This window comes from Methylobacter sp., assembly GCF_004322395.1.
Classification (GTDB): Bacteria; Pseudomonadota; Gammaproteobacteria; order Methylococcales; family Methylomonadaceae; genus Methylobacter_A.
Window position 1 is genome coordinate 1 of record NZ_SCTW01000070.1, and the last position, 26,153, is coordinate 26,153.

General features: G+C 44.7%; 21 protein-coding genes. 14 read left to right on the plus strand and 7 right to left on the minus strand.

Features of this window, described 5'->3' with window-relative positions; translation table 11 throughout:
• Positions 1-3,255: PAS domain S-box protein (locus EPO18_RS10275; RefSeq protein ID WP_292433275.1), on the minus strand; the 3,255-nt coding region annotated here is incomplete at its 3' end.
• Between the two features lie 481 nt (positions 3,256-3,736).
• Positions 3,737-3,937 carry a hypothetical protein gene (locus EPO18_RS10280; RefSeq protein ID WP_292433276.1) on the minus strand — a complete coding sequence of 67 codons (201 nt, stop codon included), beginning with the start codon at positions 3,935-3,937 and terminating at the stop codon, positions 3,737-3,739.
• A gap of 380 nt (positions 3,938-4,317) precedes the next feature.
• On the opposite strand from EPO18_RS10280, the gene EPO18_RS10285 reads away from it, so the two are divergent.
• From EPO18_RS10285 to rluB, 6 genes are all read left to right on the plus strand, one after another.
• Complete coding sequence (locus EPO18_RS10285; RefSeq protein ID WP_292433277.1) at positions 4,318-4,695, plus strand: hypothetical protein; 378 nt, start codon at positions 4,318-4,320, stop codon at positions 4,693-4,695.
• A 494-nt stretch (positions 4,696-5,189) separates the two neighbouring features.
• A complete protein-coding gene (locus EPO18_RS10290; protein ID WP_292433278.1) occupies positions 5,190-5,837 on the plus strand; it encodes an L-threonylcarbamoyladenylate synthase in 648 nt (215 codons plus the stop codon).
• Positions 5,827-6,486 carry a site-2 protease family protein gene (locus EPO18_RS10295; RefSeq protein ID WP_292433279.1) on the plus strand — a complete coding sequence of 220 codons (660 nt, stop codon included), beginning with the start codon at positions 5,827-5,829 and terminating at the stop codon, positions 6,484-6,486. The genes EPO18_RS10290 and EPO18_RS10295 overlap by 11 nt, the downstream gene beginning before the upstream one ends.
• A gap of 16 nt (positions 6,487-6,502) precedes the next feature.
• The gene (locus EPO18_RS10300) at positions 6,503-7,342 is read left to right on the plus strand and encodes a segregation and condensation protein A (RefSeq protein WP_472850888.1); all 840 of its coding nucleotides are present in this window, start codon (positions 6,503-6,505) and stop codon (positions 7,340-7,342) included.
• A 67-nt stretch (positions 7,343-7,409) separates the two neighbouring features.
• Positions 7,410-8,075, plus strand: coding sequence for an SMC-Scp complex subunit ScpB (gene scpB / locus EPO18_RS10305; RefSeq protein ID WP_292433280.1), 666 nt, complete (start codon positions 7,410-7,412; stop codon positions 8,073-8,075).
• A gap of 25 nt (positions 8,076-8,100) precedes the next feature.
• Complete coding sequence (rluB, locus tag EPO18_RS10310; protein ID WP_292433316.1) at positions 8,101-8,931, plus strand: 23S rRNA pseudouridine(2605) synthase RluB; 831 nt, start codon at positions 8,101-8,103, stop codon at positions 8,929-8,931.
• A gap of 74 nt (positions 8,932-9,005) precedes the next feature.
• Here rluB and EPO18_RS10315 read toward each other — a convergent pair whose 3' ends face one another.
• From EPO18_RS10315 to fbaA, 4 genes are all read right to left on the minus strand, one after another.
• Positions 9,006-9,893: a GGDEF domain-containing protein gene (locus EPO18_RS10315; RefSeq protein WP_292433281.1), complete on the minus strand. Its 888-nt coding sequence runs from the start codon at positions 9,891-9,893 to the stop codon at positions 9,006-9,008.
• Between the two features lie 520 nt (positions 9,894-10,413).
• On the minus strand, positions 10,414-12,669 hold the full coding sequence (locus EPO18_RS10320) for a sensor domain-containing protein (protein ID WP_292433282.1): 2,256 nt from the start codon (positions 12,667-12,669) through the stop codon (positions 10,414-10,416).
• A 34-nt stretch (positions 12,670-12,703) separates the two neighbouring features.
• A complete protein-coding gene (locus tag EPO18_RS10325) occupies positions 12,704-15,991 on the minus strand; it encodes a chemotaxis protein CheB (RefSeq protein ID WP_292433283.1) in 3,288 nt (1,095 codons plus the stop codon).
• A 334-nt stretch (positions 15,992-16,325) separates the two neighbouring features.
• A complete protein-coding gene (fbaA, locus tag EPO18_RS10330) occupies positions 16,326-17,405 on the minus strand; it encodes a class II fructose-bisphosphate aldolase (RefSeq protein ID WP_292433284.1) in 1,080 nt (359 codons plus the stop codon).
• Between the two features lie 789 nt (positions 17,406-18,194).
• On the opposite strand from fbaA, the gene EPO18_RS10335 reads away from it, so the two are divergent.
• The 7 genes from EPO18_RS10335 (at position 18,195) to EPO18_RS10365 (ending at position 24,137) form a co-directional block, all read left to right on the plus strand.
• The gene (locus EPO18_RS10335; protein WP_292433285.1) at positions 18,195-18,374 is read left to right on the plus strand and encodes a hypothetical protein; all 180 of its coding nucleotides are present in this window, start codon (positions 18,195-18,197) and stop codon (positions 18,372-18,374) included.
• Positions 18,375-18,474: 100 nt separating this feature from the next.
• Entirely contained in the window at positions 18,475-20,127 is a 1,653-nt protein-coding gene (gene xrtE / locus EPO18_RS10340; protein WP_292433286.1) for an exosortase E/protease, VPEID-CTERM system, read from the plus strand.
• A 536-nt stretch (positions 20,128-20,663) separates the two neighbouring features.
• On the plus strand, positions 20,664-21,371 hold the full coding sequence (ubiG, locus tag EPO18_RS10345) for a bifunctional 2-polyprenyl-6-hydroxyphenol methylase/3-demethylubiquinol 3-O-methyltransferase UbiG (RefSeq protein ID WP_292433287.1): 708 nt from the start codon (positions 20,664-20,666) through the stop codon (positions 21,369-21,371).
• Positions 21,372-21,374: 3 nt separating this feature from the next.
• Positions 21,375-22,169 carry an HAD family hydrolase gene (locus tag EPO18_RS10350; protein WP_363331495.1) on the plus strand — a complete coding sequence of 265 codons (795 nt, stop codon included), beginning with the start codon at positions 21,375-21,377 and terminating at the stop codon, positions 22,167-22,169.
• Complete coding sequence (locus EPO18_RS10355; RefSeq protein ID WP_292433288.1) at positions 22,160-22,888, plus strand: SDR family NAD(P)-dependent oxidoreductase; 729 nt, start codon at positions 22,160-22,162, stop codon at positions 22,886-22,888. The genes EPO18_RS10350 and EPO18_RS10355 overlap by 10 nt, the downstream gene beginning before the upstream one ends.
• A gap of 10 nt (positions 22,889-22,898) precedes the next feature.
• The gene (gene sufT / locus EPO18_RS10360) at positions 22,899-23,447 is read left to right on the plus strand and encodes a putative Fe-S cluster assembly protein SufT (protein ID WP_292433289.1); all 549 of its coding nucleotides are present in this window, start codon (positions 22,899-22,901) and stop codon (positions 23,445-23,447) included.
• Positions 23,448-23,486: 39 nt separating this feature from the next.
• Positions 23,487-24,137 (plus strand): flagellar brake protein, encoded by a 651-nt coding sequence (locus EPO18_RS10365; RefSeq protein WP_292433290.1) that lies wholly within the window; start codon positions 23,487-23,489, stop codon positions 24,135-24,137.
• A gap of 24 nt (positions 24,138-24,161) precedes the next feature.
• Here the strand turns inward: EPO18_RS10365 and EPO18_RS10370 are convergent, their stop codons facing one another.
• Complete coding sequence (locus tag EPO18_RS10370) at positions 24,162-24,881, minus strand: transporter (RefSeq protein WP_292433291.1); 720 nt, start codon at positions 24,879-24,881, stop codon at positions 24,162-24,164.
• 243 nt (positions 24,882-25,124) lie between these two features.
• On the opposite strand from EPO18_RS10370, the gene EPO18_RS10375 reads away from it, so the two are divergent.
• Positions 25,125-26,102: a class I SAM-dependent methyltransferase gene (locus EPO18_RS10375; RefSeq protein ID WP_292433292.1), complete on the plus strand. Its 978-nt coding sequence runs from the start codon at positions 25,125-25,127 to the stop codon at positions 26,100-26,102.
• Positions 26,103-26,153 lie beyond the last annotated feature (51 nt).

Genomic DNA, 26,153 nt, shown 5'->3' on the forward strand with positions numbered 1-26,153 from the left:
CACGAAGTCTATTTGCATGAACTGCTTTGCACTGATATTGACTGCAAGAACAATATTGCTGGTTTGCTCGCTATTACCCCACTTGGCAATCTGCTGACAAGCAGTATCGAGTATCCAATTGCCAATATCCAGAATCAGCGAACTTTCTTCAGCGACGGAAATAAATTTTGCTGGAGGTACCATACCGCGGTCGGGATGTTTCCAGCGTATCAATGCCTCTGCTCCGGTTTGACGCAGATCGTGGTCTAACTGTATTTGATAGTACAAAAACAGTTGCTGTTCGGTGATTGCGCGGCGTAAATCCGATTCAAGCGCGGCACGTGTTTCGACCGATTGCTGCAATTCCGGATCAAAGAACCTGACTTTATTGCGTCCGGCATTCTTGGCTTGATACATCGCGATATCGGAGTGCTTAATCAGTTCATGTACCGATATCTCATTACCGCAAAAGAGACGCACACCGATGCTGGGTGAACTGTAGTGTGTGTTGTCCTTTATGTAATAAGGTGTAACTAGAGTTGCGCGTATCTTCTCGGCGACTCGAGCGACATTTTGTGAAGCATCGTTCGCCTCCGTACTGATGTTTTCGATCAGTACCAGAAACTCATCTCCACCGAAACGAGCCACAGTATCCGTCTCTCGCACACAGAACTTGAGGCGATTAGTAACTTCGATCAGTAACTTATCACCAGCTTCATGTCCCATCGTATCATTTAATGTTTTGAAATTGTCCAGATCGAGGAATAGCAATGCTCCGTATTGCTTGCTTCGGCCTGATGCTGAAACTGCAACACTGAGTCGATCAAGAATCAACCGCCGGTTGGGAAGTCCTGTCAGTGGATCGTAAAACGCCAGATTGTAAATCTCTTCCTCAGTTTTTTTGCGTTTGGATATATCGGCGAACATCGCAACATACTGGGTCGTTTCTCCATCGGCAGTTTTAACTGCGGTAATAGTCAGTTGTTTCGGATAAATATTTCCGCTTTTGTGCCTGTCCCACATTTCGCCATTCCAAGAACCTGTAGTCTGCAACCTTTGCCACAAATCGGCATAGAAAGTTTTTTCATGACGCCCAGACTTCAGAATGCGGGGATTCTTACCGATCACTTCTTCTTCGCCGTATCCCGTGATGCTTTCAAATGCGCGGTTGACACGAATGATCGCGCCATCTGCGCTAGTAATCATGATAGCTTCATGGGTCTCGAATGTAGTAGCTGCGATATGCAGCGCTTCTTCGGCTTTTTTGCGTTCGGTAATGTCGCTGGCTATGCCCATAAAGCCAACGATACGTTTTTCCTCGTCGAATATCGCGGTAAGGGAAAGCAGCACAGAGATACGTTTCCCGTCCTTGCATATGTAAGTCCATTCACATTCTTCGACCGTTCCCAGTTTGGCTTTTGCGACAAACACTTCAAAACCGGGCTTAACTAGATACCCTAGTTCTTTCGATAACTTCTCCGCATGTATGACCACTTCTTTCTTATCGTGAATAATTTCAGGGGTCTGTTTGCCGATCATTTCATCTGCGCTATAGCCAAGCATCCGCTCGGCGGCCGCGTTGAAGTCTGTAATGAGCCCATCGTGATCGGTAGCGATGATGGAATAATTTGCCCCATCCAGGATGGCGTGCTGGCGAGATAACAAGCGCGAGACTTCCAGCTGTGTTTTCTGGCGCTCGGTAATGTCTCTGAAAAAAGCAAAAAACTGCTGCGATTCCGCCATGTAGTTTACGGATACTTCAACATCAATGAATGTTCCATCTTTACGCCGATGGCGTGTATTAAACAAGTCAAAGCCTTGGGCGAGCACCCTATCGATATGGACTTGCACGTCGGAGGGGTCTTCCATCGCCTCAAGATTGCTGATGTGCATCGTTTCCAGTTCTTTGATTGAGTATCCCGACATGTCCGCATAAGCTTGGTTGGCTTCCAGCAGATTACCCTCCAAATCTGCTACCCAGAAGCCGTCACGAGCCCTATCAATGACCACTTTGTGATGTTTTGATATTGCCTCTGCCTTCTTACGGGCGGAAATATCCACCGCGGTTGGCAGCAGGCCGACAATCTTACCGCTCTCATCGTGAACAGGAGAAATTTGGAAGTCGATGGGGACAATATCTTCACCCATTTTTACTACTTCCTCATAGCGGATTGTCTCCCCCTGATTGGCGGCTTCGATTGCCTTCAACAATCGAGTTCGTACTGTTTCGTCGTAAGCCCACCACGGCCCATCGTAGAAATATTGACCGAGGACATCTTCACGCTTAATTCCGGACTGGCGTAGCGGTGCATCGTTCATTTCCTGGATTATTCCATCGGGATCCAGTAAACCAACATAGCAAAAAAGATTGTCGAGGATTCGTTTTAAATACTTGGCACTTATACGCTGGTTTTCTTCTGCTACTTTCTGTGCGGTGATATCAAGCCAATAGCCAACGAATTCATGGGATTGCCCACTACTGTTACGAATCAACACCGACTCGCCAAGCATCCAGCGGAAGCTGCCATCTTTGTGCTGAAAACGGCAATCGAATTTGTGAAAACCCGATTCCAGCAGATGCCTCATTCCTTCATGTACCATTGTCAAATCATCCGGGTGAATACGGCTAACCCAGAACGATGAATCTTCGGTGAGCTCATTGGGTTGATAACCGAGTTGCGAAGTTACATTTTCGCTAATAAAAGTCACCCCATAATCGCCATAGGCACGGGCGGAATAAATTACCGCAGGAGTGGAGTTGAGCAGGAATTCCAATCTCGACTTTAATGTCTGCAATTCTTCTTCAATTCGTTTGTGCGCAGTGATGTCGGTAGAAATTCCACATAAACCAATAATCTGGCCTTGATCATTGCGAATGGGTTTCTTGGCCGTCCAATAAATTCGCTCTTCTCCACTGGGCTTGAGAGCATTCCTTTCCTCTCGCTCTATCGTTTCTCCAAAGTCGATAACGCGACGATCATTAACCGTCAATTCGTTAATTTGTTCCAGATCAAAGAAATGACTGTCATCTTTGCCCACAATGTTTTGATAGGAAGTGCCGAAAAGATCTTGGACCTTCTGATTCACATAGGTGTAACGTCCGGCGGTATCCTTTGTAAAAATGTAGGAGCCGGTTTGATCGATAACCGTCTGAAGCCCATGTAATATGTCATGCAACGCGGGTAATGCGGCATCCAAACTACCCCCTGATTGGTTTTCAACCGAGGTTTCTATTGGCATAGTGAAGATAGAATTATTTTGGTCATTTAATGACAAAGGTTTTTCTTTTATACGAATATGAAGCAATCGATTGATTATCAATCTTAATAAACCACTCCGTCAATGGCTGGTTTTAGCCCAGGCTGTGTCAGAACGTAAAGCTTCCGATTATGGTGAAAACAATCAACCGATTATTGCCTGATTATCATTAAAGAAGTGATGACAGTCATTATGAGCTCGCCATGTTATAAAGGGTAAGCGGATTAAGTGTCACCACTGGAGATTTTGTTTGCGGGGTTTTGACTCAACCGCCGATAGCACTCGATTGCGAACTGGTGCTATCGACCCTGAGCGGTTAGTCACTGTTGACCGATACAACTATAGGGCAAGAGGGTGTAAACAAGTTTCCGGTAAAGAGCGTCTACATTGACCAGTAACCATGGCTATCTCGTTGTTTTTAAATTGAGAATAAATTTACTAAACTAGAAAATCGGGCGCCGGATGTGGAAAAAGCTGAAAGCTCTTTTACAGGCAGCCCTTAGAAGCCCCAACGGGAAGCTTCGATCACATGTTCTTGACTTTGTTCAGCTTTAAGTCGTCGTTTATATCTGTAAAATGCTCGAAGTCCCACAGAATGTAAACGCTCCCTATATTCCGGACGCTCCCGAGTTTCATAACTTTGAATTCTAATGTTGTCGTAGAGCTTAAAAGCTTGTTTGGTCAGTTCTTTTTGTGTCATGAGGTCAATTTTCCGTTTCATAGTTCTTGAGCTGAGCTCAAATACGTCAAAGGGCGCACAGTAAGGTAAACGGCCAGATATTGGTATATCGTAAACTACCTAGAAATTAAGAAATTATTCCGGCGTGTTAGCTCCGCCAATCACCCGCGAAAAGTGAAGAATATTATTTAAATATATTGCTGTGTGTTTATCGGCTGTAGTTGTTAATTAATATTGCCAAATTACAGCAAAGAAAAAAGCCCGGATATATAAGCATTCGCACCTATTCCTTTGTTATTGCAAAAACTCTAACATCCAACTCAGTTGAAAAAATGCCCGAGCGAACCCAAGACCCAGGAGTTCACATGGGATTAATAAAACTAACTCAGAGGAATTACGCCATGACCAGTTTAATTCTAACGATAGCATTCTTAATCCCACTATCAGCGCAAGCAAATGAAGAAGGCTGCCTGGCCAAAATTATTTTCGCGGAATCGCGAGGCGAGTCTATAGAAGGGGCTATTGCTGTAGGACAGGCTACGGTTAATCGGGCCAAGCGTACCGGCAAGACCATATGCAAGTTGTCCGGCGTATCGAGATTAACCCCGCCGCGCAATCTGATGGCCCATTATACGGCGTTAGCTCAATCGGTTATGCGCGGCAAAGATTCAATAGTGCAAAACTCCGATAGCTGGAACACCGGCACCAAGCCAAGCCGTTCCGGGAAAATTGTCAGGCAGATTGGCGGGCATGTTTTTTATGTAATGTCGAGGCTGTAAAAATAACGATAAACCTCATAGAAGCAGTAATTGCGCGCTAAAAACACTTCCCGCTCTTTTATGGGTAGCCCGGAAATAGGCATTTATAAAAAGCGTAATCCAAACCGTGTGCATTCCAATTTTTCGAAAACATATTGCCATTTTATATTTTCATCTTCCGCTAAATTCCAATTTCATTTTGTTCGACTCGTCATCCGCTTTATTAAAAACGACTATTCTATTCAAAGAAGTATTTTTAACCTTCTTCACAGGAATAGCTTGTCGTTATCGATAGAGGCCTTGGTTACTTTTACCAAAAATCATAGCGTTACGTCCGGGCTAAATCATCAATCAACGATCAGCAGCCTGAAAGTTATTATTTTTTCAGAATGTACAGCCTTTTCAGCATGAAATTTTCGATGCTGTTTGACGGCTATACGGTTTTCAACTGCAAGCTTACGCGGATGTGCGGTATAATTACTGCATATTCCACTATTTAACACTCAATAAAGGCAATGGCTCAATTTTTTGAAATACACCCGGAGAGCCCGCAGCTGCGCTTGATACATCGAGCCGTAGAAATAATCCGGAAAGGTGGTGTTATCGTTTATCCGACTGATTCTTCTTATGCAATTGCCTGCCATATAGGCGATAAGCAGGCATTGGATAAAATACGCCGCATCAGACAGCTGGACGATAAACACAATTTCACCCTGGTGTGCAAAGATCTGGCTCAAGTATCCATGTTTACCAAAATCGGCAATGATGCTTTCCGGCTGATTAAAGCGTTAACGCCGGGAGCTTTCACTTTTATTTTGGACGCTACGCGTGAAGTGCCTCGCCGGTTGCAGCACCCCAAGAAAAAAACGGTAGGTATACGCATACCCGATCATCCCGTCGCCCAACTGCTGGTTCAGGAGTTGGGTGAACCCTTGTTTAGTTCCACGCTGATGCTGCCGGGAGAAGAAGAGGCATTGACCGATCCTTATGAGATTAGGAATAAACTTGAGCATGAGCTGGATTTAGTGATTGACGCCGGCATTATTGAGTCAGAACAAACGACTATTATCGGATTTTCCGGCAACGGTGCTGAGATAATCAGGCAGGGCAAGGGCCTTGCGCCAATGTTAGATAGACGAGGAGCATACCGGCATGATGGATGAATTGACGCTGATGCAACGCATAGTAGTCTGGATATTGCCGGTAATTTTTGCAATTACCGTGCATGAAGTGGCGCATGGTTGGGTTGCAAAAAAATATGGCGATAATACCGCCTCGGCATTGGGCAGATTAACCTTGAACCCGATTAAACATATCGATTTGATTGGAACCATTATTCTTCCAGGGATATTACTAATGACGGGCACGGGGTTTATTTTTGGCTGGGCAAAACCTGTACCTGTCGATCCGCGAAATTTTAAAAATCCCAGGCATGATATGGCCATAGTCGCGCTGGCCGGCCCCGTTGCCAATTTATTAATGGCTGTCGGTTGGGCATTAATCATTCGTTTAGGTATTACTATCGGTGTAAGTGCTGAAGCTATTTCGTTGCCTTTGATTTATACAGGATTTGCAGGCATCTCAATAAATCTGTCTTTGGCGTTAATTAACTTATTGCCGGTTCCGCCGCTGGACGGCAGTCGGGTTTTGACGGGCATTTTGCCCAGTTATTGGGCGTGGCAATACAATCGTTTGGAACCCTATGGTTTTTATATTTTATTAGCGCTTTTATATTTTAAAGTGTTGAATGTGCTTTTAGAATACCCCCTATTTGTCGCGCAGAAAGTGTTTTCTTCAATTGCCGGGTTGTAGAACGATTAATTAGTCGATGACGGCAACTATTGATATGCATCAGGATACCGCCGAGATATTGGATGAATCGCCAGCGTTAGCAATGGTTAACGGCGCGCCTTTCAATAAGCTGCCGGATGATCTTTATATTCCGCCGGATGCACTGGAAGTGCTGCTGGACACTTTTGAAGGACCGTTGGATTTATTGCTGTATTTGATCCGCAGGCAAAATCTGGATATTGTAAACATACCGATAGCCCAGATTACTCATCAATACATCGCTTACATCCAAATAATGGGTGTGCTGAATCTGGAACTAGCGGCGGAATACCTGGTAATGGCTGCCCTGTTAGCGGAAATCAAGTCCAGAATGCTGTTGCCCAGGCAGCCTGATGCCGAAGAAGACGAGGAAGACCCAAGGGCAACGCTGATCCGCCGGTTGCAGGAGTATGAGCAGATTAAAAATGCGGCTGAAGATATTGACCAGCTGCCCAGAGTCGAACGTGATATATTTGAAGTCGGCATCGATGTCTCGGCGCTTAGAAATTGTGAAAAAATCTTGCCTGATGTTCAGCTAAAAGAAATGCTGCTGGCATTTCAGGATGTGCTTAAACGAGTCGAGCAACTCAGTCACCATCAAATAACCAAAGAGCCCTTATCTGTCCGTGAACGAATGTCAACCATTTTGGAAAACCTTAAAGGAGCGGATAATCTCCTTTTCTCTCAGCTATTTATCCGAAAAGAAGGTCGACACGGAGTCGTTGTCTCGTTTCTGGCAATCCTCGAACTCAGCAAGGAACGACTCATCGATATTATCCAGTCAGAACCCTTTGCCGAATTACGAGTCAGAATCGCCGCCCCCGTCACCGATAGCTGAGCCTTCGTCATCACCCCTCGACAATGCTCAGGATAAGCCCCCCTTAACCGAACAGCGTGAAATTAACGTGGAAATTAAACGTGTAGTTGAAGCAATTTTATTTGCCGCCAACCGGCCGATGACCAGTAAACAGCTGCAACAGGTTTTTCCTGAAATCGAGCAGCCGAACCTACAGGACATTGAGGATGCCCTTGAGTCAATCAAGGAGGATTACCGGTTCAGGCCGGTTGAATTAAAGCGGGTCGCCAGCGGCTACCGTTTTCAGGTCAGGCGGGAGCTGTCGCGCTGGGTATCACGGTTGTTTGAAGAAAAGCCGCCACGATATTCCCGTGCATTATTGGAGACGCTGGCCATTATTGCCTATCGCCAACCGGCAACACGCGGAGAAATTGAGGATATTCGCGGTGTTGGAGTCAGCTCAAGCATTATCCATACACTACTGGAACGCGAGTGGATTAGAGTGGTGGCGCACAAGGAAGTACCGGGCAGACCCGCTTTATACGGTACGACCAAACAGTTTTTGGACTATTTTAATATTACATCATTAGACGAGCTGCCGACATTGCAAGAGATTCAGCAGCTTGATTCAACGTTAGATGCAATGCAACAAACCATGCAGGTAAAGAGTGAAGAGCAAGAAACCACCGAACAAATCGCCGAAATCATCGAACAGCTTGACGAAGCAGCCGAGCAACTTGGCAAAATCGAGCCGACCCTCGAAGCAGCAGACTGACAACAAAGCGGCTAAATCGCCTGCTTTGCAAACAAGGAAATTTGACGCCGATCAGTCAACCGATGGTGAACGTATCCAAAAGGTGCTGGCGCGCGGAGGCGTCGGTTCCCGGCGGGAAATTGAACGCTGGATAGATGAGGGAAGATTAAAGATTAACGGCAAACCTGTCGGCTTAGGCGACCGATTAAAAGCCGGGGATCATTTACAAATCAATAACCGGGTTGTTCATTGGGAAAAATTTGTCGAGCAACCCACCCGAGTGCTGCTTTACCATAAACCTGTCGGTGAAGTGGTCACGCGCCGCGACCCGGAAGGGCGTCCGGTGATATTCACGCAATTGCCGAAGCTGGCCGTCAGCCGCTGGATAGCCGTTGGCCGTCTGGATATCAATACCTCGGGATTATTATTAGTCACCAATAATGGCGAACTGGCCAATCGCTTAATGCATCCGTCAACCCAAATGGAGCGTGAATATGCTGTGCGTATTTTGGGCGAGGTTTCAGAGGCCACCTTAGCAAAGCTCAAGCAGGGTGTGGAACTGGAAGACGGCAAAGCCAAGTTTGACGATATTAAATTTTTCGGCGGTGAAGGCGCCAATAAATGGTACAACGTTACCGTTACCGAAGGCCGCAATAGACTGGTAAGACGTTTATGGGAATCTCAGGAAGTCGTCGTCAGCCGTTTAATGCGGGTGCGGTATGGGCCTGTGGTGCTGCCGGAGAGGTTGAAAACCCATTCGTTTTATGAATTGTCTGAAAAAGAACTGGAATTGCTATTTGAATTTGCAGGCATGGAAAGCGATAAACCGGTAATTAATGCCAAACCCGAGTTTAAGCAACATAAGTCAGGGAAATAGGCTGAATTGACCTGAAGGCACAAGAGTTCGGTGTACCAACAGTAGGCGCTCCAAGCGATCCGACTGCCGTTGATTTATTTAGCGAAGACAACTTGATTTCTGCCCTTGTTTTTGGCCGTATACATGGCTTTATCTGCACGTTGGATGAAAGACTCGGTAGTATCATTGTCGCGTAAAGTGCTAACCCCAAGGCTTGCTGTGACTTTAATAGTTTCCATGCCGTAAGCTATTGTGTGATGTTGAATTGAAGAGCGAATTCGTTCTGCCAGCAATTCTGCACCATTGGCATCTGTGTCACTTAATAAAATTACGAATTCTTCGCCGCCATAGCGGAAAACAATATCACTGTCCCTTAGACTTTCTTTGATCTTTTTTGCACTAAAAGCCAGCGTGATGTCGCCGCAATCATGGCCATATTTATCGTTGATGGCTTTAAAATGATCGATATCAAAGAAAATAAGCGATAATTTTTTGGCGGTGCGATTAGCAAGGCTCATTTCCCGTTTAATGGAGTCATTAAAAGACGTCCTATTATGAGTTTGGGTGAGTGGATCCGTATAAGCCATTTTTAAGGCCTGATGAAATAAAGTTGCATTCTTCAGCGGATAAATTAAGCAACAAAGCAGCGCTTCCAGCAACTGGAGATCAGCATCGCTGAATCTATGGTTGCGCATCAGTTTTAATTCTCCCAATTGTTGTTGTTCAACTTTAAGCGCGTAATTACAAGAATGCCTTGTAAAAACGCCGCTTTTTATTTCCAATCCAAATTCCGTATTGATATAAACATAGGCGCTATGAGGGACCATGTTTGCGATTTTATTACTAAAAATCGCGATCAGCTCATTAAATTCTAAAGTTGTTTGTAACGCGCTGCTTATATCGTAATGATGGAGGTTGACTGCCTTGGTTGCTTCAAAAGTGTTATTGTTGATAATCGCTAAGTTTGCTGAATTTTCGATCATGGCCGCTTCCCAATGGATTGAAACTATTACGTTACAATAGCTAATGCGAAGCCTGTGCCATTTCACTTAAAAACAATATTAATCAATGCATTGATTAATATTTTTTAATTTAAAAATACTCGATGCCATAAAATTGACACTCTAAAGCGGCAAAGGGTTGCCTATGAATGGGCTTGAGAGTTGCTCTATTGCCGTCATGTTTAATTTCAGGGAGCGGGTTAATCTGTAGATTCTTACTCAGATTCAGCTCATAAATGCAACGAACTAAATCGCCCCCCGAAAAAATGCTCCGCTCATTGAGGCTATCAATCTATTTTAATAGGATGAATGGGGCACTAAATGCCGTGTAAACGCGCATTTTAGCGCTGCTTGGATTTTCGCGCTTTACCAACGCATATAGAGAGGTGCAATCTGGGAAACTGGCCTTATAACAGCCGAATATTGAGTTAAAACTAATAAGTCCGACAAATTCTAAAGCCTGAAGTCCATTAAGAGCCTTTAAAATTATAGCTTTTTACTTTCAGCCAAAATTTTCGACTGTAAACAGGCATTCTTCCGCGACGCAAGGCATCGCAAAGAAATAGCCCTGACCGAATTGGCAACCTTGATTTTTTAGATAGCCTATCTGCCCTGCATGCTCAATCCCTTCAGTGATAATTTTAATACCCATGTGTTGCGCGATTGCAATAATGGAATTAACAATCACCTTATCGTCATTCATTTCCAGAATATCTCTTATAAAAGAACGATCTATTTTTAACATATTAACCGGGAACTGCTTAAGATAAGTCAACGAGGAATAACCCGTACCAAAATCATCCAATGAAATACTAACACCAAGATGCTGCAAGCCTTTAAGCATCTTGATAGTTTGATTCATGTTTTTCATGATGACGGTTTCGGTAATTTCCAACTCCAAATATTGAGGCTCTAAAGCGTACAAATTCAAAGCATGCTTAACCACTTCAACCAGATCATGTTGCATAAACTGTCGCGCCGATAAATTAACCGACATTTTCAAGTTGCTTCTTCCAGCCTCATGCCATCGCTTTAACTGCTGACACGCACTATGCAGTACCCACTCGCCAATGCCGATAATCAAACCTGTCTCTTCCGCAATCGGTATAAATAGATCAGGCGGAATAAGCCCGCGTTTAGGATGTCGCCAACGAATCAAAGCTTCAAAACTCACAATTTCGGAAGTTTGCAAATTAACAATAGGTTGGTAATACAACACTAATTCCTGGTTTTCTAGCACTGAACGTAAATCATTTTCCAGGGTACTGCGTGTCAAGGCCTGTTCACGCATGTTATCGGAATAACATTGGTAATTATTGCGCCCCTGTTCTTTGGCATGGTACATCGCTGTATCCGCATTTTTCATTAATTCGGCGACCGAGTGTCCGTCCTTAGGGAAAAAAGCGATGCCAACACTGGTCGTGGTCATAAATTTGTTGCCTGATAAATCAAACGCTTTGGATAATTCAGACAAAATCTTTTGGGCAATTTCGGCAGTATGCAAGGTGACGGATTGCTCGTCTTCAAAGTCTGACAGCACTATCATGAATTCATCGCCCCCAAAACGCGACACGGTATCGCTTTCGCGTACGCAATTTTGAAGGCGCTTGGCAACCCCTTGCAGCAATAAGTCCCCTATAAAATGCCCCAATGTATCGTTCAGGGTTTTAAAACGGTCAAGATCCAGAAATAATACCGAAACCCACTGCTTATGCCGGGTAGCCCGTACAATGCTGTGCTTTAAACGCTCATTAAACAACACCCGGTTCGGCAGAGCGGTCAGCGCATCGTAATGCGCCATAATTTCAATTTGCTCCTCCGTTTGTTTACGGCGGGTAATATCCGAAAATATGCCAATAAAATGAGTTACCTTGCCAAATTGATCGTTAATGGCATTAATGCTCAAACATTCGAGATAAAAATCACCGTTCTTGCGCCGGTTCCAAATTTCACCTTGCCAGCCTCCTTCACGGTTGATCTTATTCCACATCTGCCGGTAAAACTCGGGGGAATGTTTATAGGATTTTAAAATAGTCGGTGATTTGCCGATCACCTCATCGGCATCGTAACCGGTGACAGCAGTGAAAGCAGGGTTGACCTTAACAATGCGCAACTGATGATCGGTAATCAAAATACCTTCATCACTGTTTTCAAACACCTTGGCGGCCAATCTCAATTCGTCTTCCAATTGTTTATGGGAACTGATGTCAACGACATTGACTAACAGATAGGGCTCTTCGGGTGCATTTGCCTGAAGGACATGAGGCTTAACCAAACGTCCGCTGAGTTCTACCAATAAAGGAGGAAGCCTATACCTGTTTAAACGCAATTCAATGCGTTTATTTTCAGGGCGTTTAAAAAATGCCTGGTACCGAGCATTGAAAATTATCAAGTCTTCATGATGGATAAAATGCACAAAATATTTATCGTTCTCAAATTCACCGGCATGATAATTAAGCCATTCATGAATGGTGCGATTGCTCTGCAATATTTGAGCTTTGCTGTTCAGGATCAAATAGCCCACAGGAGCACGATCAAAAAACTGGCTTGCGTTTCTTTGCGCGACCAGTAATTCGGCTTGGGCCATTCTGAGCTGTTCATTCTGCATTTCCAGCTCAACCTGGTGTACTGTTAACTCATGAAAAATCTTGGCATTTTCACTTTGATCGAACAGAACAATATCTTCCTCTTGCATGGCAATCAGGGATTCAGCCTTTTCTCTTAAGATATTGTAATATGAGGTATTTTTATGTCTCATCAACTCCCCTTTAACCTCATTACGGATACGGAACTTAGTCCTGATGACACTCAGTAACAACAATCATCACGACTTCACCGCTATGATTATCCAACACTGAAGCGGACAAGCGTACCGTGATTTCATGTCCATCCTTGGTTAAGCATTGCACCTTTAAATTTTGTTGCGTTGCCTCACCGCTAACGAGTGCCTGAATTTTATCGCGAGTTAATGCCTGTTCCTGCGCCGGAACCAGATCGGTGATGTTAATATTGATCTTCTCCTGCTCTTTCCAGCCATACAGTTTTCCCGCACGTTGATTCCAGTCCATGATATTGCCTTGAGTATCCAGTAAAATGATAGCATCTTGTTCGCCATCCATTACAATCGTCGTTAAACGTTGCATACAGCTTATACAACTATTATTTGCCGTCGATTGTCTGGAACGTATATCTCTTTCGGTAAAAGTAATCAATTCGCGATGGTGGTTTTCAGTATATAGCACTGAAACCGTCACCCAGACAGTAAAAACAGTGCCGTTTTTTGCAATACGCTTGGTTTCAAATTCAGGAACCGGAGTACCGTTTTTCAACTTCATCCGTATCTGTTGGTCATTGGCTATTTCGGTTTCGGGTATGAGCATCGTAAAATTCATCTGTAAGGCTTCTGCTTCAGTCCACCCATACAGCTCTTCCGCACCACGGTTCCAAGTCAGAATTTGTCCATCCAGCGTTTGCAGAGTAATTGCATCATGCGAATAGAGCACCATAGTTGCTAAACGTCGCGTTTCTTCCTGTTCGCGCTGTTGCAATTCAAATTGGGTTTTCTTAAGCTGGTCAATATCGACAAAGGTCAAGATAACGCCTGCGTACACATTATCTGAGATGGCATAAGGCGAGATACGCAACAAAAACCAATTTCCTGCTTCTATTTGCACCTCTTTAGCAATGGTTTGATGATTGAGCATAACTGAATTAATCAGCTCGCCCAGGCTAATATCAACGATACGATGCGATAAATGACTATAGGGGCGGTCTATATCATGCGCCATGATATGGAATATGGACTGTAATTTTGGCGTAAAGCGGCGAATATCCAGGTTTTCATCCAAAAACAGCGTAGCGATTTGAGTGCTATTAAACAGGTTGTCCAGATCATTATTGAGCAAGGTTAATTCAGTAATTTTGCCTTGATATTCGGCATTGACGGTATAAAGTTCCTCGTTAACCGATTGCAGCTCTTCATTAGTGCTTTGCAGCTCTTCATTACTGGCAAGCAATTCTTCGTTGGTTGCCTGTAATTCTTCATTGGAGGTTTCCAGCTCTTCAACCGTGGCTTGCAGGTTTTCCCGGGTAAATTGCAGTTCATGCTCCAGATCGCTGATGCGTAGTTCTGCTTCTTGGTTAACGTCAAATGTCAACGACTCCGACTCACTCAAGACATCTTTTTTAACGGTTTCGCTGATGAAAATAGCTAATAACGGATCCTGGCCTTTTTTTCCGGGTAAACATTTAACTCGTAAACTCAAAGAACGCACATCCTGAGCTTCACGAATACGAATATTGGACAAAATAATGTCGTCACGGCTGCTTAACGCACGTTTAATAGCGGTAGCAATAGGGATGGACAGGTCTTTTTTGACGATTTTAGTAACATCCTGCACCAGTTTACCGCTGGGATAAGCAAGATAATCCTTGGCATCGCCAAATACATGCGTAACTTCCGCGTGTTCATTAACAATCAGCGTAAAGGGCAATAAATCATCTGCCAAGCCCCTCACAAATCGGTCGAGCACCCGATCATCCGCATAATAAGCAAGATTGGAACGGTTAACGGATGCAGGTGCCGAGTTATGAAAAGGCCCTTTGGTAAAAGGCGCAGGATCCGCAATACCCAAACCGATACCTGAATTATATTTGCCTTTGGAACGATAAATTTTCCATTTAGGCCCGACCAGATCGAAGTAATCGACCATTTCGCCGACAGATTCGCTGGCGCCCAACATTAAAATGCCTTCCTTGACCAGGGAAAAATTGAATAACGCCAAAATCTTACGTTGCAATATGGATTGCAGATAAATCAGCACGTTACGGCAGCTTAATAAATGAATATTGGTAAAGGGCGGATCTTTAATCAGATTGTGTTGCGCAAACACCACCATTTCCCGGATTTTCTGGCTAACCTGATAATTATCTTCACGGCGTATAAAATATTTGCTTAATAACTCAGGCGGCACATCCGCAGCAATACTGGCGGGATAAATACCATTGCTGGCTTTTTCGACAGCCTTATGATCAACGTCGGTAGCAAAGATTTTGACCCTGAAATGTTCGCCGGTATGCTCCCGGTATTCCGCCAGCAACATGGCTAATGAATAGGCTTCTTCGCCGGTCGAACATGCCGCCACCCAAAGCCTGATTTCATCGTCCTGTAAATTTTCAATAAGGTTTCCCAACCATTTATCGCGCAACTCGTCAAACGCCAACTCGTCGCGAAAAAAACAGGTGACGCCAATCAGCAGTTCCTGAAACAAGGTCGCCACTTCATTCGGATTATTTTGCAGAAAGCGCACATATTCGCTTAAATCCTGCAACTGATTGATCGTCACCCGACGTTCGATACGGCGCAATACGGTCGTTGGCTTGTAATAGGTGAAATCAACCTTGCTCTTCTCGCGCAACATCAAAAAAATGCGTGTCAAATCGCTGTCATCGCCTTGAAACCCGCCGTTTTCAGGGGCAGACGCATAGGGGTGTTTGACAAAAGACAGCAATTGTTTGGGCATTTCATCGGGCGGTAAAATAAAATCCGCCAAGCCGGTCGCAATCGCATTTTTTGGCATACCGTCAAACTTGGCCGTTTCATCATCCTGCACCATGACCATGCCGCCGCGCTCCTTAATCGCACGAATGCCGCGCGTACCGTCGCTGCCGGTACCGGACAGCACGACACTGATAGCATATTCGCCCATATCTTCCGCAAGCGAACGGAAAAATATGTCGATAGGCAAATTGAGGCCTTCCGAATGATCCTGCTCTGTTAATAACAAGCGGCCATGAAACGAACTGAGGTTTTTGCGCGGTGGCAACAGATAGATATTGTTTTCTTTGACCAAAACGCCGTCTTCGATGCGATTGACCGGCATTTCGGTATGTTTGGATAACAGTTCAACCATCAAACTTTTGTAATCCGGCGACAGATGCTGCACCACCACAAACGCCAACCCTGAATTAGCCGGCATTTTCTTAAAAAATGCTTCGATTGCCTCTAACCCGCCTGCCGAAGCGCCGATACCTACGATATATTTTGCGGGCTTAGTGGAGGATTCATTCAGTTCATTCATAAGTTTTTGAAACTGTAAATATTGATAAAAACCAAAAAATCCTATTTCTCTGGTATTGCAGCCCAGTTTAATACAATAACATAAGCAATCTAAGGTTTTTTATCAGGCAGATCCCCTTAAATCAGCCTTATTTTTATTACAAATTGTTAATCAAATACTTACAAATATTATTTTCAAAAAAATAAGAGATCATGAAGGTGCAATGCGCGTTTATTTCACTCAGATAAATTTGGCAACAATCTGATTCATAATAATTTAAGCATTTACCATTACTATCCGACAGACAAAAAAAAGGCCGATGCAAATGCACCGGCCTTTTACTCAGCTAATCGATTTATAGGCTATTAACTGCATTCAATTCCTGGAAAGCCTGTTCCAAACGAGTCACCATACCGACTTCACCGGCACGTTGCCAAACGCGCGGATCGTAGTATTTTTTGTTTGGCTTGTCGTCACCGTCAGGGTTGCCGATTTGGCCTTGCAAATAACCTTCGTTTTGTTTGTAGTAATTCATGATGCCTTCCCAAGTTGCCCATTGGGTATCGGTATCGATGTTCATTTTGATTACGCCGTAGCTGATTGATTCTTTGATTTCTTCTGCGCTGGAGCCTGAACCGCCGTGGAATACAAAGTTCAGAGTGTTTGCCGGAACGCCGAATTTTTCAGAAACGTGTTTTTGTGAGTTAGCCAAAATGCTTGGCGTCAATTTAACGTTGCCTGGTTTATAAACGCCGTGAACGTTGCCGAATGAAGCAGCAATAGTGAAACGCGGGCTAATTTTGCTTAACTCTTCATAAGCGTAAGCCACATCTTCCGGTTGGGTGTACAGCATTGAATGATCCATATCGCTGTTGTCGACGCCGTCTTCTTCACCGCCGGTGCAGCCTAATTCGATTTCCAAAGTCATGCCCATTTTGGACATACGCGCCAGATATTGGCCGCAAATTTCAATGTTTTCTTTCAAGCTTTCTTCAGACAAATCCAGCATGTGCGAGCTGAATAATGGCTTGCCGGTTTCTGCGAAATGCTTTTCGCCGGCATCCAGCAATCCGTCAATCCAAGGCAGCAGTTTTTTAGCCGCGTGGTCGGTATGCAGAATGACAGGTACGCCATAAGCTTCAGCCACATTGTGTACATGCTTAGCACCGGAGATAGCGCCTAAAATAGCAGGAGTTTGGCCTTCCGCTTTAAGGCCTTTACCGGCAATAAATGCTGCACCGCCGTTAGAAAACTGGATAACGATAGCCGATTTTACTTTCGCGGCCGCTTCCAACGCTGCATTAATCGAATCAGTGTTAATGACATTTACCGCGGGCAATGCGAAGTTGTTTGCTTTGCAAATTGCAAAGATTTTTTGTACGTCATCGCCAGTTACAACACCGGGTTTTACTACATCTGAAATTTTCTGTGACATTAAGGATTCCTGTTTCAATCTGTTACGTTGAGGATGATCAAGCCGAAAGCCATTGCGATTGCGGAAAACATCCGCCAACCCAATGCGGTCAGCCGCTTATTATAAAGTGTGTTCGTATAATAGGCTACTTGCCGATAACCCAATCCTCACACAGAGGCCTTTATTTTTGAAGTTGTTTATATAATCAGCCCGTTTAAACTTGGAATCGGCGCAACATTTCCTGAAAATTAAATTTTATTCCATTGTGCCGTAGACTTTCTTCTTGGCAAAGATTGCTTACTGTCTTTTGAACAAGAACCCCAGCGATAGCCTAAAGCCCTCGATGGTTGCCGATAAAGACTTAATGCTCACTTAACCAAAAAATCATTGGATTTGATATTTCCGAATGAGGCGGCCGGGCCGGTCGCTCTTTATGCCCGTGGGTGCTACAACGGTCAGTTCTGTGAATGAGATGATTTCACCATCTAATTAATTTTTCAGACCAGACATCCCTATAAATTATGTCTAAAAACTTTACACTTTATTTAAAATAACAAACCCAAAATAATTAAATCATATTTATATTCAATAAGTTAAATAATTGGAACAACTATTGCTTGTAAGATAATACTGCAAATTGATGGGAAATTTTGGTTTTATAGCAGTACGCTATTATCGATGCTAAAGGAATTACAGCTTGTACTAGACTGACAGAGCTGAAATTGAGCCTAGATTGATTTGCCGTGACTATAAATAGCAGTTAATTTTTCAATATAATATTTTATTCATTTTAATCACTAAGGAATAACCATGAAAACACTCATTCAAACTACGCTTTTTTTATCGCTGGCTTTAACAAGTCTTTTTGCAAATGCACAAACAGCACCAGATAGAGTAAGTGCTCCAGAAATCGGCATCGACAGCGCCGTATTAGGTATAGGTTTATTGACCGGCCTCGTTGCTCTGATTTCTGAACGCCGTCGTAAATAATTTCTACCGCTTAAGGGAGGCGATGGTAAAAACCCATCGCCTCCCTCATCGCATGCCCGTCTTTTCTCTTCGAGTTTCCACTTAAGTTTAACTCTCCAATATGCTGAAACTTGATGCCCTCCTCCACCTGCCATCAAAAGGGTTGCTTGTTCAAAGAAGCCTCTTTCTGATCCTTTTAATAGGTGTGGAACTAACGTTGTTAACGGTGCGCTTTGATACTCAATCATTTGAAGGCTCATCGTACCCGCTTTTAAACTTGCTAGGTTATTCCGGGGAATTTCTTAGATTTAGTATTGGCATTGCCGGCGCTTTCGTAATTTTTTCCATATCCAGGCTTAAAATGACTTTCTCGCCATTAACGCAATCTATTCAACACTCAGCCTGGTTGAATTGGCTTTTTGCTCATGTAGCCTTGATATTCATATTTTATTGGCTGACGGTTATTTTATTCGAGAGCATTCCCAAAAGTGCGCTTATTGATACGGTGCGGGTTAATTTAGCCATTGTCGGCTGGTTGTTAACGGGTATCTGCGCATTGGTATCGGTGTTATTTTCTATGACTTCGCCATCATGCTGGCGGCAATTTATACACCAACAACATAAGACACTGCTGGCCTCAGTTGTAGCGGGAGGGCTGATTTGGATTTTGGGTCAGGTCTCACAGCAGGCTTGGCAACCGCTTGCGAATTTAACTTTTTGGCTCTCTTTTTACTCGTTGAGAATGGTCTACCCCGAGGTTGTTTATGATGTATCTGAAAAATTATTGGGCACACCGTCTTTCCAGGTCTTAATCTCTCCGGAATGTTCGGGTTATGAAGGAATAGGCTTGATTGTGGTATTTTTAAGTATCTACATTTGGGTGACGCGTAAGGAACTGCGTTTCCCTCAGGTCTATGTTTTATTCCCTCTAGGTATTATGGCCATCTGGCTACTGAATGCGTTACGGATTGTAGTCTTGATTGCTATTGGCTCATCATTTTCCCCGGAAATCGCCGCAGGTGGATTTCATTCCAATGCAGGCTGGATTACTTTTGTCATCATAGGCGTAGGACTGGTTTTGCTTTGCCAAAAAATGCCCTTGTTCAATAGCAAGCAAATTATACCCGACGCCTTATCACACGCAGAAACATCATACGCAGCCCCGCTACTCGCTCCTTTTGTCATTCTGTTAGCCGCTCTGTTAATGACATCCGCTATGACAACAGGATTCGATTGGCTTTATCCGCTACGGGTTATTCTGGCTATCGTTACGCTGTGGCTGTTTCGAAAACATTACCGAGTGTATTTAAAGAACATAACCGGCACATCGATTGCCATCGGCTTTCTTGTGTTTATTATCTGGATAATGCTGGTTCCGACATCTGCCGATGCCAATCAGCAGTTTGCAACAGAACTTTTTAGCGTCTCACCCGTTCTTGCCGGTACTTGGTTATTATTTCGGTTTTTGGGTGCAACGATTACCGTCCCTATTATTGAGGAGCTTGCGTTCCGTGGCTATTTAATAGCAAAGCTGGTGAATACTCAGTTTGAATCCGTTAAACCGGGGCAATTTACTTGGCTTTCTTTTTTAGTCTCGTCTTTACTTTTCGGCCTATTGCATGGCGATTGGTTTGCCGGGACCGTGGCAGGGCTTTTTTTTGCTTTTGCACTCTACCGGCGAGGTGAGTTACTGGACTCGGTGGTTGCGCACATGACAACGAACTTATTACTTGCCGTTTATGTTATATCGACAGGCTATTGGGCGTTATGGTAAACAGCAAACTAAAATGGACTATCTCATGAATCTAGGAGCCTGTCGGACTTACCAACTTTCTGTTGATCGTTCTCTTATTTTTCTTGCCCGCCGTGAAGCCCTGCGATGCTATGGGTAAAAAGCCCCGGAGCAAAGAACCGAAGACTCTCGAAAGCGCCCAAAGTTAAACCAATGCGCATCATGCCGAGCGCCAACGGCTTCGTATAGGACTACATTTAGAATAATCCAATCAATAAGCGCTCCTCCACTTCAACAAACTGCATCAATATATAAAACTCATTCTCTGTAAGGTTCCATATATAAAAATCGGTTAACTTATCGTAAAAATAGCGATTACTTTCGTTAAGTGAAGATAACTTATCTGTCAAAGGCTAACTTCCAGTATTAAAATTTGCCACGGAAATTAAGGGATAAAAGTTCTACTGATATAATGATAGTAATCCAAGTTGTAGAAAAACAGCCCGTGGCAGAACAACACATGACTAATAACCTAGTAATAAAGTAAACTATATAAACCTCAAATTATGGTTAGCACGATGACAGCAACAAACAATGTACACCCACACGAAATCCATAAATTCGGCTCGATGGCGGAACGCTGGTGGGATACTCAGGGCGAATTCAAAACCCTGCATGATATTAACCCGCTACGTATCCAATTTATCCGGCGTTATGCGGATATCGAAGGTTCCCGTTTCGTTGATGTCGGCTGCGGCGGCGGCATTTTAACCGAGGGCTTGGCTAAACAGGGCGCTGATGCACTGGGTATCGACCTGAGTGAAGACCTGATCGACATCGCCGATTTGCACGGGCTTGAGTCCGGCGTTAATGCGCATTATCAAAAAATCAGCGCCGAAGACTTGGCCGAGCAACAGCCGGAAAGCTTCGATCATGTGACCTGCATGGAAATGCTCGAACATGTACCTGATCCCGGCTCGATAATCTCCGCGTGCGCCAAAATGGTTAAACCCGGCGGCATGGTGTTTTTTTCGACGCTCAACCGTAAACCCAAAGCGTATTTGCTGGCTATTTTTGCAGCGGAGTATGTCCTGCAAATGTTGCCTAAAGGCACGCATGATTTTAAAACCTTCATCAAGCCTTCCGAGCTATGCCAGTCAGCGCGCGCGGCAGGTCTTGAATTGCAGGGTATGGTAGGGATCGAATACAACCCGTTCACCAAACACTTCAGCCTTGGCAAAGACATTGACGTCAATTACATCGCTGCTTTTAAGCGTTCCGCGTAAAACATGCCTGCCGATTTCAAATTATCCTGTGTATTATTCGACCTCGACGGTACTCTGGTCGATACCGCTCCGGATTTAATTTCATGCTTGAACCGGGCGCTAAACGTTCACGGCTTCGACATTGTTGCGCCTGAAATTATCAAACCGTTTATTTCGTATGGCGCTACGGCGATGATAAATGCGAGCCAGCCTTCAATTAACGACCGGTTAAAGGCGGATATTCTGGAAACCATGCTCGCCCTCTATCAGAACAATATTGCCGAACATACGGTTTTTTTCTCCGGCATGGTCGATACGCTGGCTGCGATTGAAGCCCAAGGGCTAAAATGGGGCGTGGTCACCAATAAACGCGAACGCTTTACCAACCCGCTAATGGACGCCTTGAAGCTGACCGAACGTGCCGCCTGTATCGTCAGCGGCGATACCACCGCTAACTCTAAGCCCCATCCGGAACCGATGCTGGCAGCCTGCAAGCAGGCGGATGTCGATCCGCAGGAATGCGTTTATATTGGCGACGCGCAGCATGACATTGTCGCCGGGAAGAATGCGCAAATGAAAACACTGGCGGCACTTTACGGCTACATTAACCCCGGCGATACGCCGGAAATGTGGGGGGCTGATGCGTTAATCGAGTCTCCCGATCAAATTTCAACCTGGATAGCCACGGTAACTGCTCCCTGCGTTGCTTACATGGATGTAGGCAAGGGGCGTGAACAGGGAGCGGAAGCTTCGCCTAAAGCGCCTACTGTTGGTACTCTACCTCCTCCATCCATGGAGTCGTCACTGCCATGCCGCTAAGAAATCAAGTCATCTTAATTACTGGTGCCGGTGGCGGCCTGGGCAGCACGGCTGCTTTGGCATTAGCCAAACACGGTGCGCATATTATTTTGTTGGATAAAAACATCGCTAAACTGGAAGCGGTTTACGATGCGATTTTGACAATCAAGGCGCCCGAGCCGATCATTTATCCATTCGACCTGGCGGGCGCCAATGAAAACGAATACCAGGAATTGGCCGACAAAATTGAACAAAAATACGGCTCCTTGCAAGGCATCTTGCACTCAGCGGTAGAGTTTAGCGCCTTTTCCCCGATCGCTACCCACAAAACAAAAGACTGGGGACATACCTTAAACGTCAACCTGAATGCGCCTTTTTTACTGTGCAGAGTTTTGTTGCCGGTATTACAAAAGAGCGATCATGCCTCCATCGTATTCACGTCCGATTCCTCGGCCAGGAAGGCTCCCGCTTTTTCAGGAGCATACGGCGTTTCCAAAATAGCAATGGAGGGTTTGGCTAACATACTGGCCGAAGAACATGAAGCTTTCGGCAAAATCCGGGTCAATACGCTGATACCGGGACCGATAGATTCTCCATTAAGAAAACGGGCCTATCCGGCCGAAGATAAAAGCAAATTTCCTGCAATGAAATCACTGGCTCCCATTTATCTGTATTTATTCGGCTCAGAAAGCATAGGCATTACCGGTCAGGCTATCGATGCCCGAACTTTTTATCTGTAATTAAATCATCATGACTGAAAGAGAAGACGTTGTTTTAACAAGGGATGTCAATATTGTTACTATTCCTGACGGTAACACCGGAACCTTAAGCAAGGGGCAAATAGTCACCATTTATCAGGCGCTTGGCGATAACTATACCGTAGTCACCGAACACGGCCACATGGTGCGGATTGCCGGAGCGGATGCCGATGCGTTAGGCAAAGAACCGCAGCAGTTGCATACATTGGTATCAGCGACCGATGCCGAGGCGGTTGAAAAAAACTGTTGGGAAGTGATGAAAACGATTTACGACCCCGAGATCCCTGTCAACATTGTCGACTTGGGTCTGGTTTATCAGTGTAAAGTCACCCCGACAGAGGAAGGTTTGAATGATGTCCATATCATGATGACCTTGACCGCGCCAGGCTGTGGGATGGGGCCGGTTATTCAAAGTGACGTGGAAAGATGCATTCGCGCACTGCCCGGCGTCGCCAGCGTTAATGTCGAAATCGTACTTGATCCGCCCTGGTCGAGGGAAATGATGTCGGAAGTGGCTCAGTTGCAATTGGGTTTATATTAAAATCAGTTCAGAAATAACAATAATAAGAATTGAGAAAATATGATCACGTTTAAGGATATTAATCTGCAAGTTGGTGCGCGCTTGCAAATGATGTTGCACCATGGCTCCAAGCAGCTCATTTATTATACGGAACTCATCGGCTATTCAGATGGAGAGTACTTAATAATAAAGACACCTTTTGAGAACGGACTTTCCGTTCAACTGAAAGTAGACGAGCCGGTTATCCTGCGAATATTATCGGGAGTAGATGTATTTACATTGACTTGTAGGATAAAAACCATCTTTAGAGCCCCGCACCATTATATGCATCTGAGTTTTCCGACGGATATTAAATCCATAGCGCTACGAGGCGCCGTCAGAGCCAAAGTGAATCTACCGGTACAAATCAATGGCGTAGCCGGAGCCGGGGTGATTACCGATATCAGTGTCACAGGTGCAGCGATAACTGCCGATAAAGCACTGGGCGAGCTTAATGCAGAAGCTTTAATTTCTTTCGAGTTCCCTATAAAACCGACCAGTCAGAGTGCTCGCATAGATACCAGTGCGACGATTCGCAGCATTCAAGAGTTACCCAGCAAGAACAAAAACTCACTACCCAAGTTTTCGCATGGAATTTCGTTTCATGAGCTTGAGCTTACCAACCAAGTGATGTTGTTAAATCTTGTCTATGAATCGATGAATAGACTGTAGTAATGCCCTTACTTAGGTAAGATTTTAAGGCGCAATTAACAAAGCAAACCCGGCGAAAACGCCATAATCATCGGTTATAGTGGTCATACCTATCGTTCCGCCAAAATCCAACATCAGTTCAGGTGTCATTAAATAATTTAGAGTAGCTAAAAATTGGCTGGTCGGTTTTTGTTGTCTAGCTAAAACGCCGGAAAACTCGCCAGCGATGCCCCAGCGCTCGTCAATCGGATGCGATACGGCTATCGCCCAATTGTACCTGTATCGATCCAGATCCTCTTCCTTAAATCCCTTTCTCGTCACGCCGGCATTGACATCAATCCGCAAGTCGGAAATATCCTGGCTGACAATCAAATTGCCCAAATAATCGGTGCGTCCTTGCCCCAGTGACTTACGCGCTGACGGCAAGACCGCCCCCGCTTCAAAACCGACAGCCAGCGTCGAGTTAATCGGATAATAATGTTTAAGCAGAACCGAGGTATTGCCAAAGCCGGAAATGGTTTCGTCCGGGCTACGGGATTTAATCCACGCTTCGCCGCCAACCAACAATCCCCATTGATCGGCAAATGGATATTTCAGCAAAAAAGGCAGGCTATTACGCTCCTCTTCCATGCCGGGTTGATTCGATTGTACGCCGAATTCAACTTCCAGATGCTGCAATGCAGACAATTCCGCCGGATTGGATACTGTGGGCCGGTAGGGTGTAACGGTAAGCTGTTCGGCTTGTGCAATCAAAGGTAGGGACAATATGAATAAGAGCGGGAGAAAACGCATAAAAGTGGAATATGGGGTAAATTAAGTCTATCGATTTTACGCGAATAGCCGCAAAAAGACAGTTTTCCGGAGCAAGGAAAAGGAGTGTGTAGAAGTCAAAATCGGTGCGATGAATTTAGTATACTATGAAGTAATTAAGGAAAAATCCTTCTAATCCTAGAACTTCAATTAGTTGTCACTAAGGGTTAACCAAACAGTACCTAAAATAAAATGTCGATGGCACACAAAAAAATTCCACGCGAATACGGTCAGCCCTGGCCCGATTATGAGCTGCTCGATGCGGGCAACGGCAAAAAGCTTGAACGCTGGGGAAAGGTCATTACCATCCGCCCTGAACTTCAAGCCAATTTTAAACCGGGATGGTCGTTTGCCCATTGGCGAGACATGGCGCATTGGGAATTTGAAGAACAATCCTCAACCCAAGGCCGTTGGCTTAACATCAAACCGCATGCTCCCGAACAATGGATTATTTCCTACGGAAACTTAAATTTGGGTTTGAAGCTAACCAAATTCAAACATGTCGGCCTGTTTCCGGAACAACAGGCAAACTGGCGTTTTATTAAAGAACGGGTTAAAGTCGGTCAAAAAGTATTGAATTTATTTGCCTACACCGGCGCGGCATCGCTGGTTGCCCGTAACAGTGGGGCGGAAGTGGTGCATGTGGATTCGGTTAAACAAATGATCACCTGGGCCAACGAAAACAAGGAACGTACGACTGCAAGGATGCAGAACGACTGCAAGGATGCAAGAGGTAGAGTACCAACAGTAGGCGCTTTAGGCGGTGCAGGAGCAGTTACCGAGGTAGAACAATGCATGGAGCTATTGCCGAGTAACCTTTCCGACATTAAATGGGTGCTTGAGGATGCGTTAAAATTTGCCCGGCGTGAATTGAAGCGGGGCAATAAATACGACGGCATCATCATGGATCCTCCCGCCTGGGGCCTAGGCGTCAAAGGCGAAAAATGGAAATTGGAAAATCACCTGTCCGGCTTGATAGAAGCAGCGTACGGACTGATGAATCAGGGAGCTTTTTTAATTCTTAACACCTACTCACCCAAATTAGAACCGGCAGATTTGGCAACATCTGCCGGGCAATATTTTTCTGCAAATCAACTTGAAATAAAACAACTGTGGATGCCGACAAAAACCGGTAAGGAGCTCTATTGCGGCAATTTATTGCGGGCGATCAGGTAAGGTTATTTTGGCTGTGTCTATCTGAAAAAATAAATGCACAATACTTGCGGA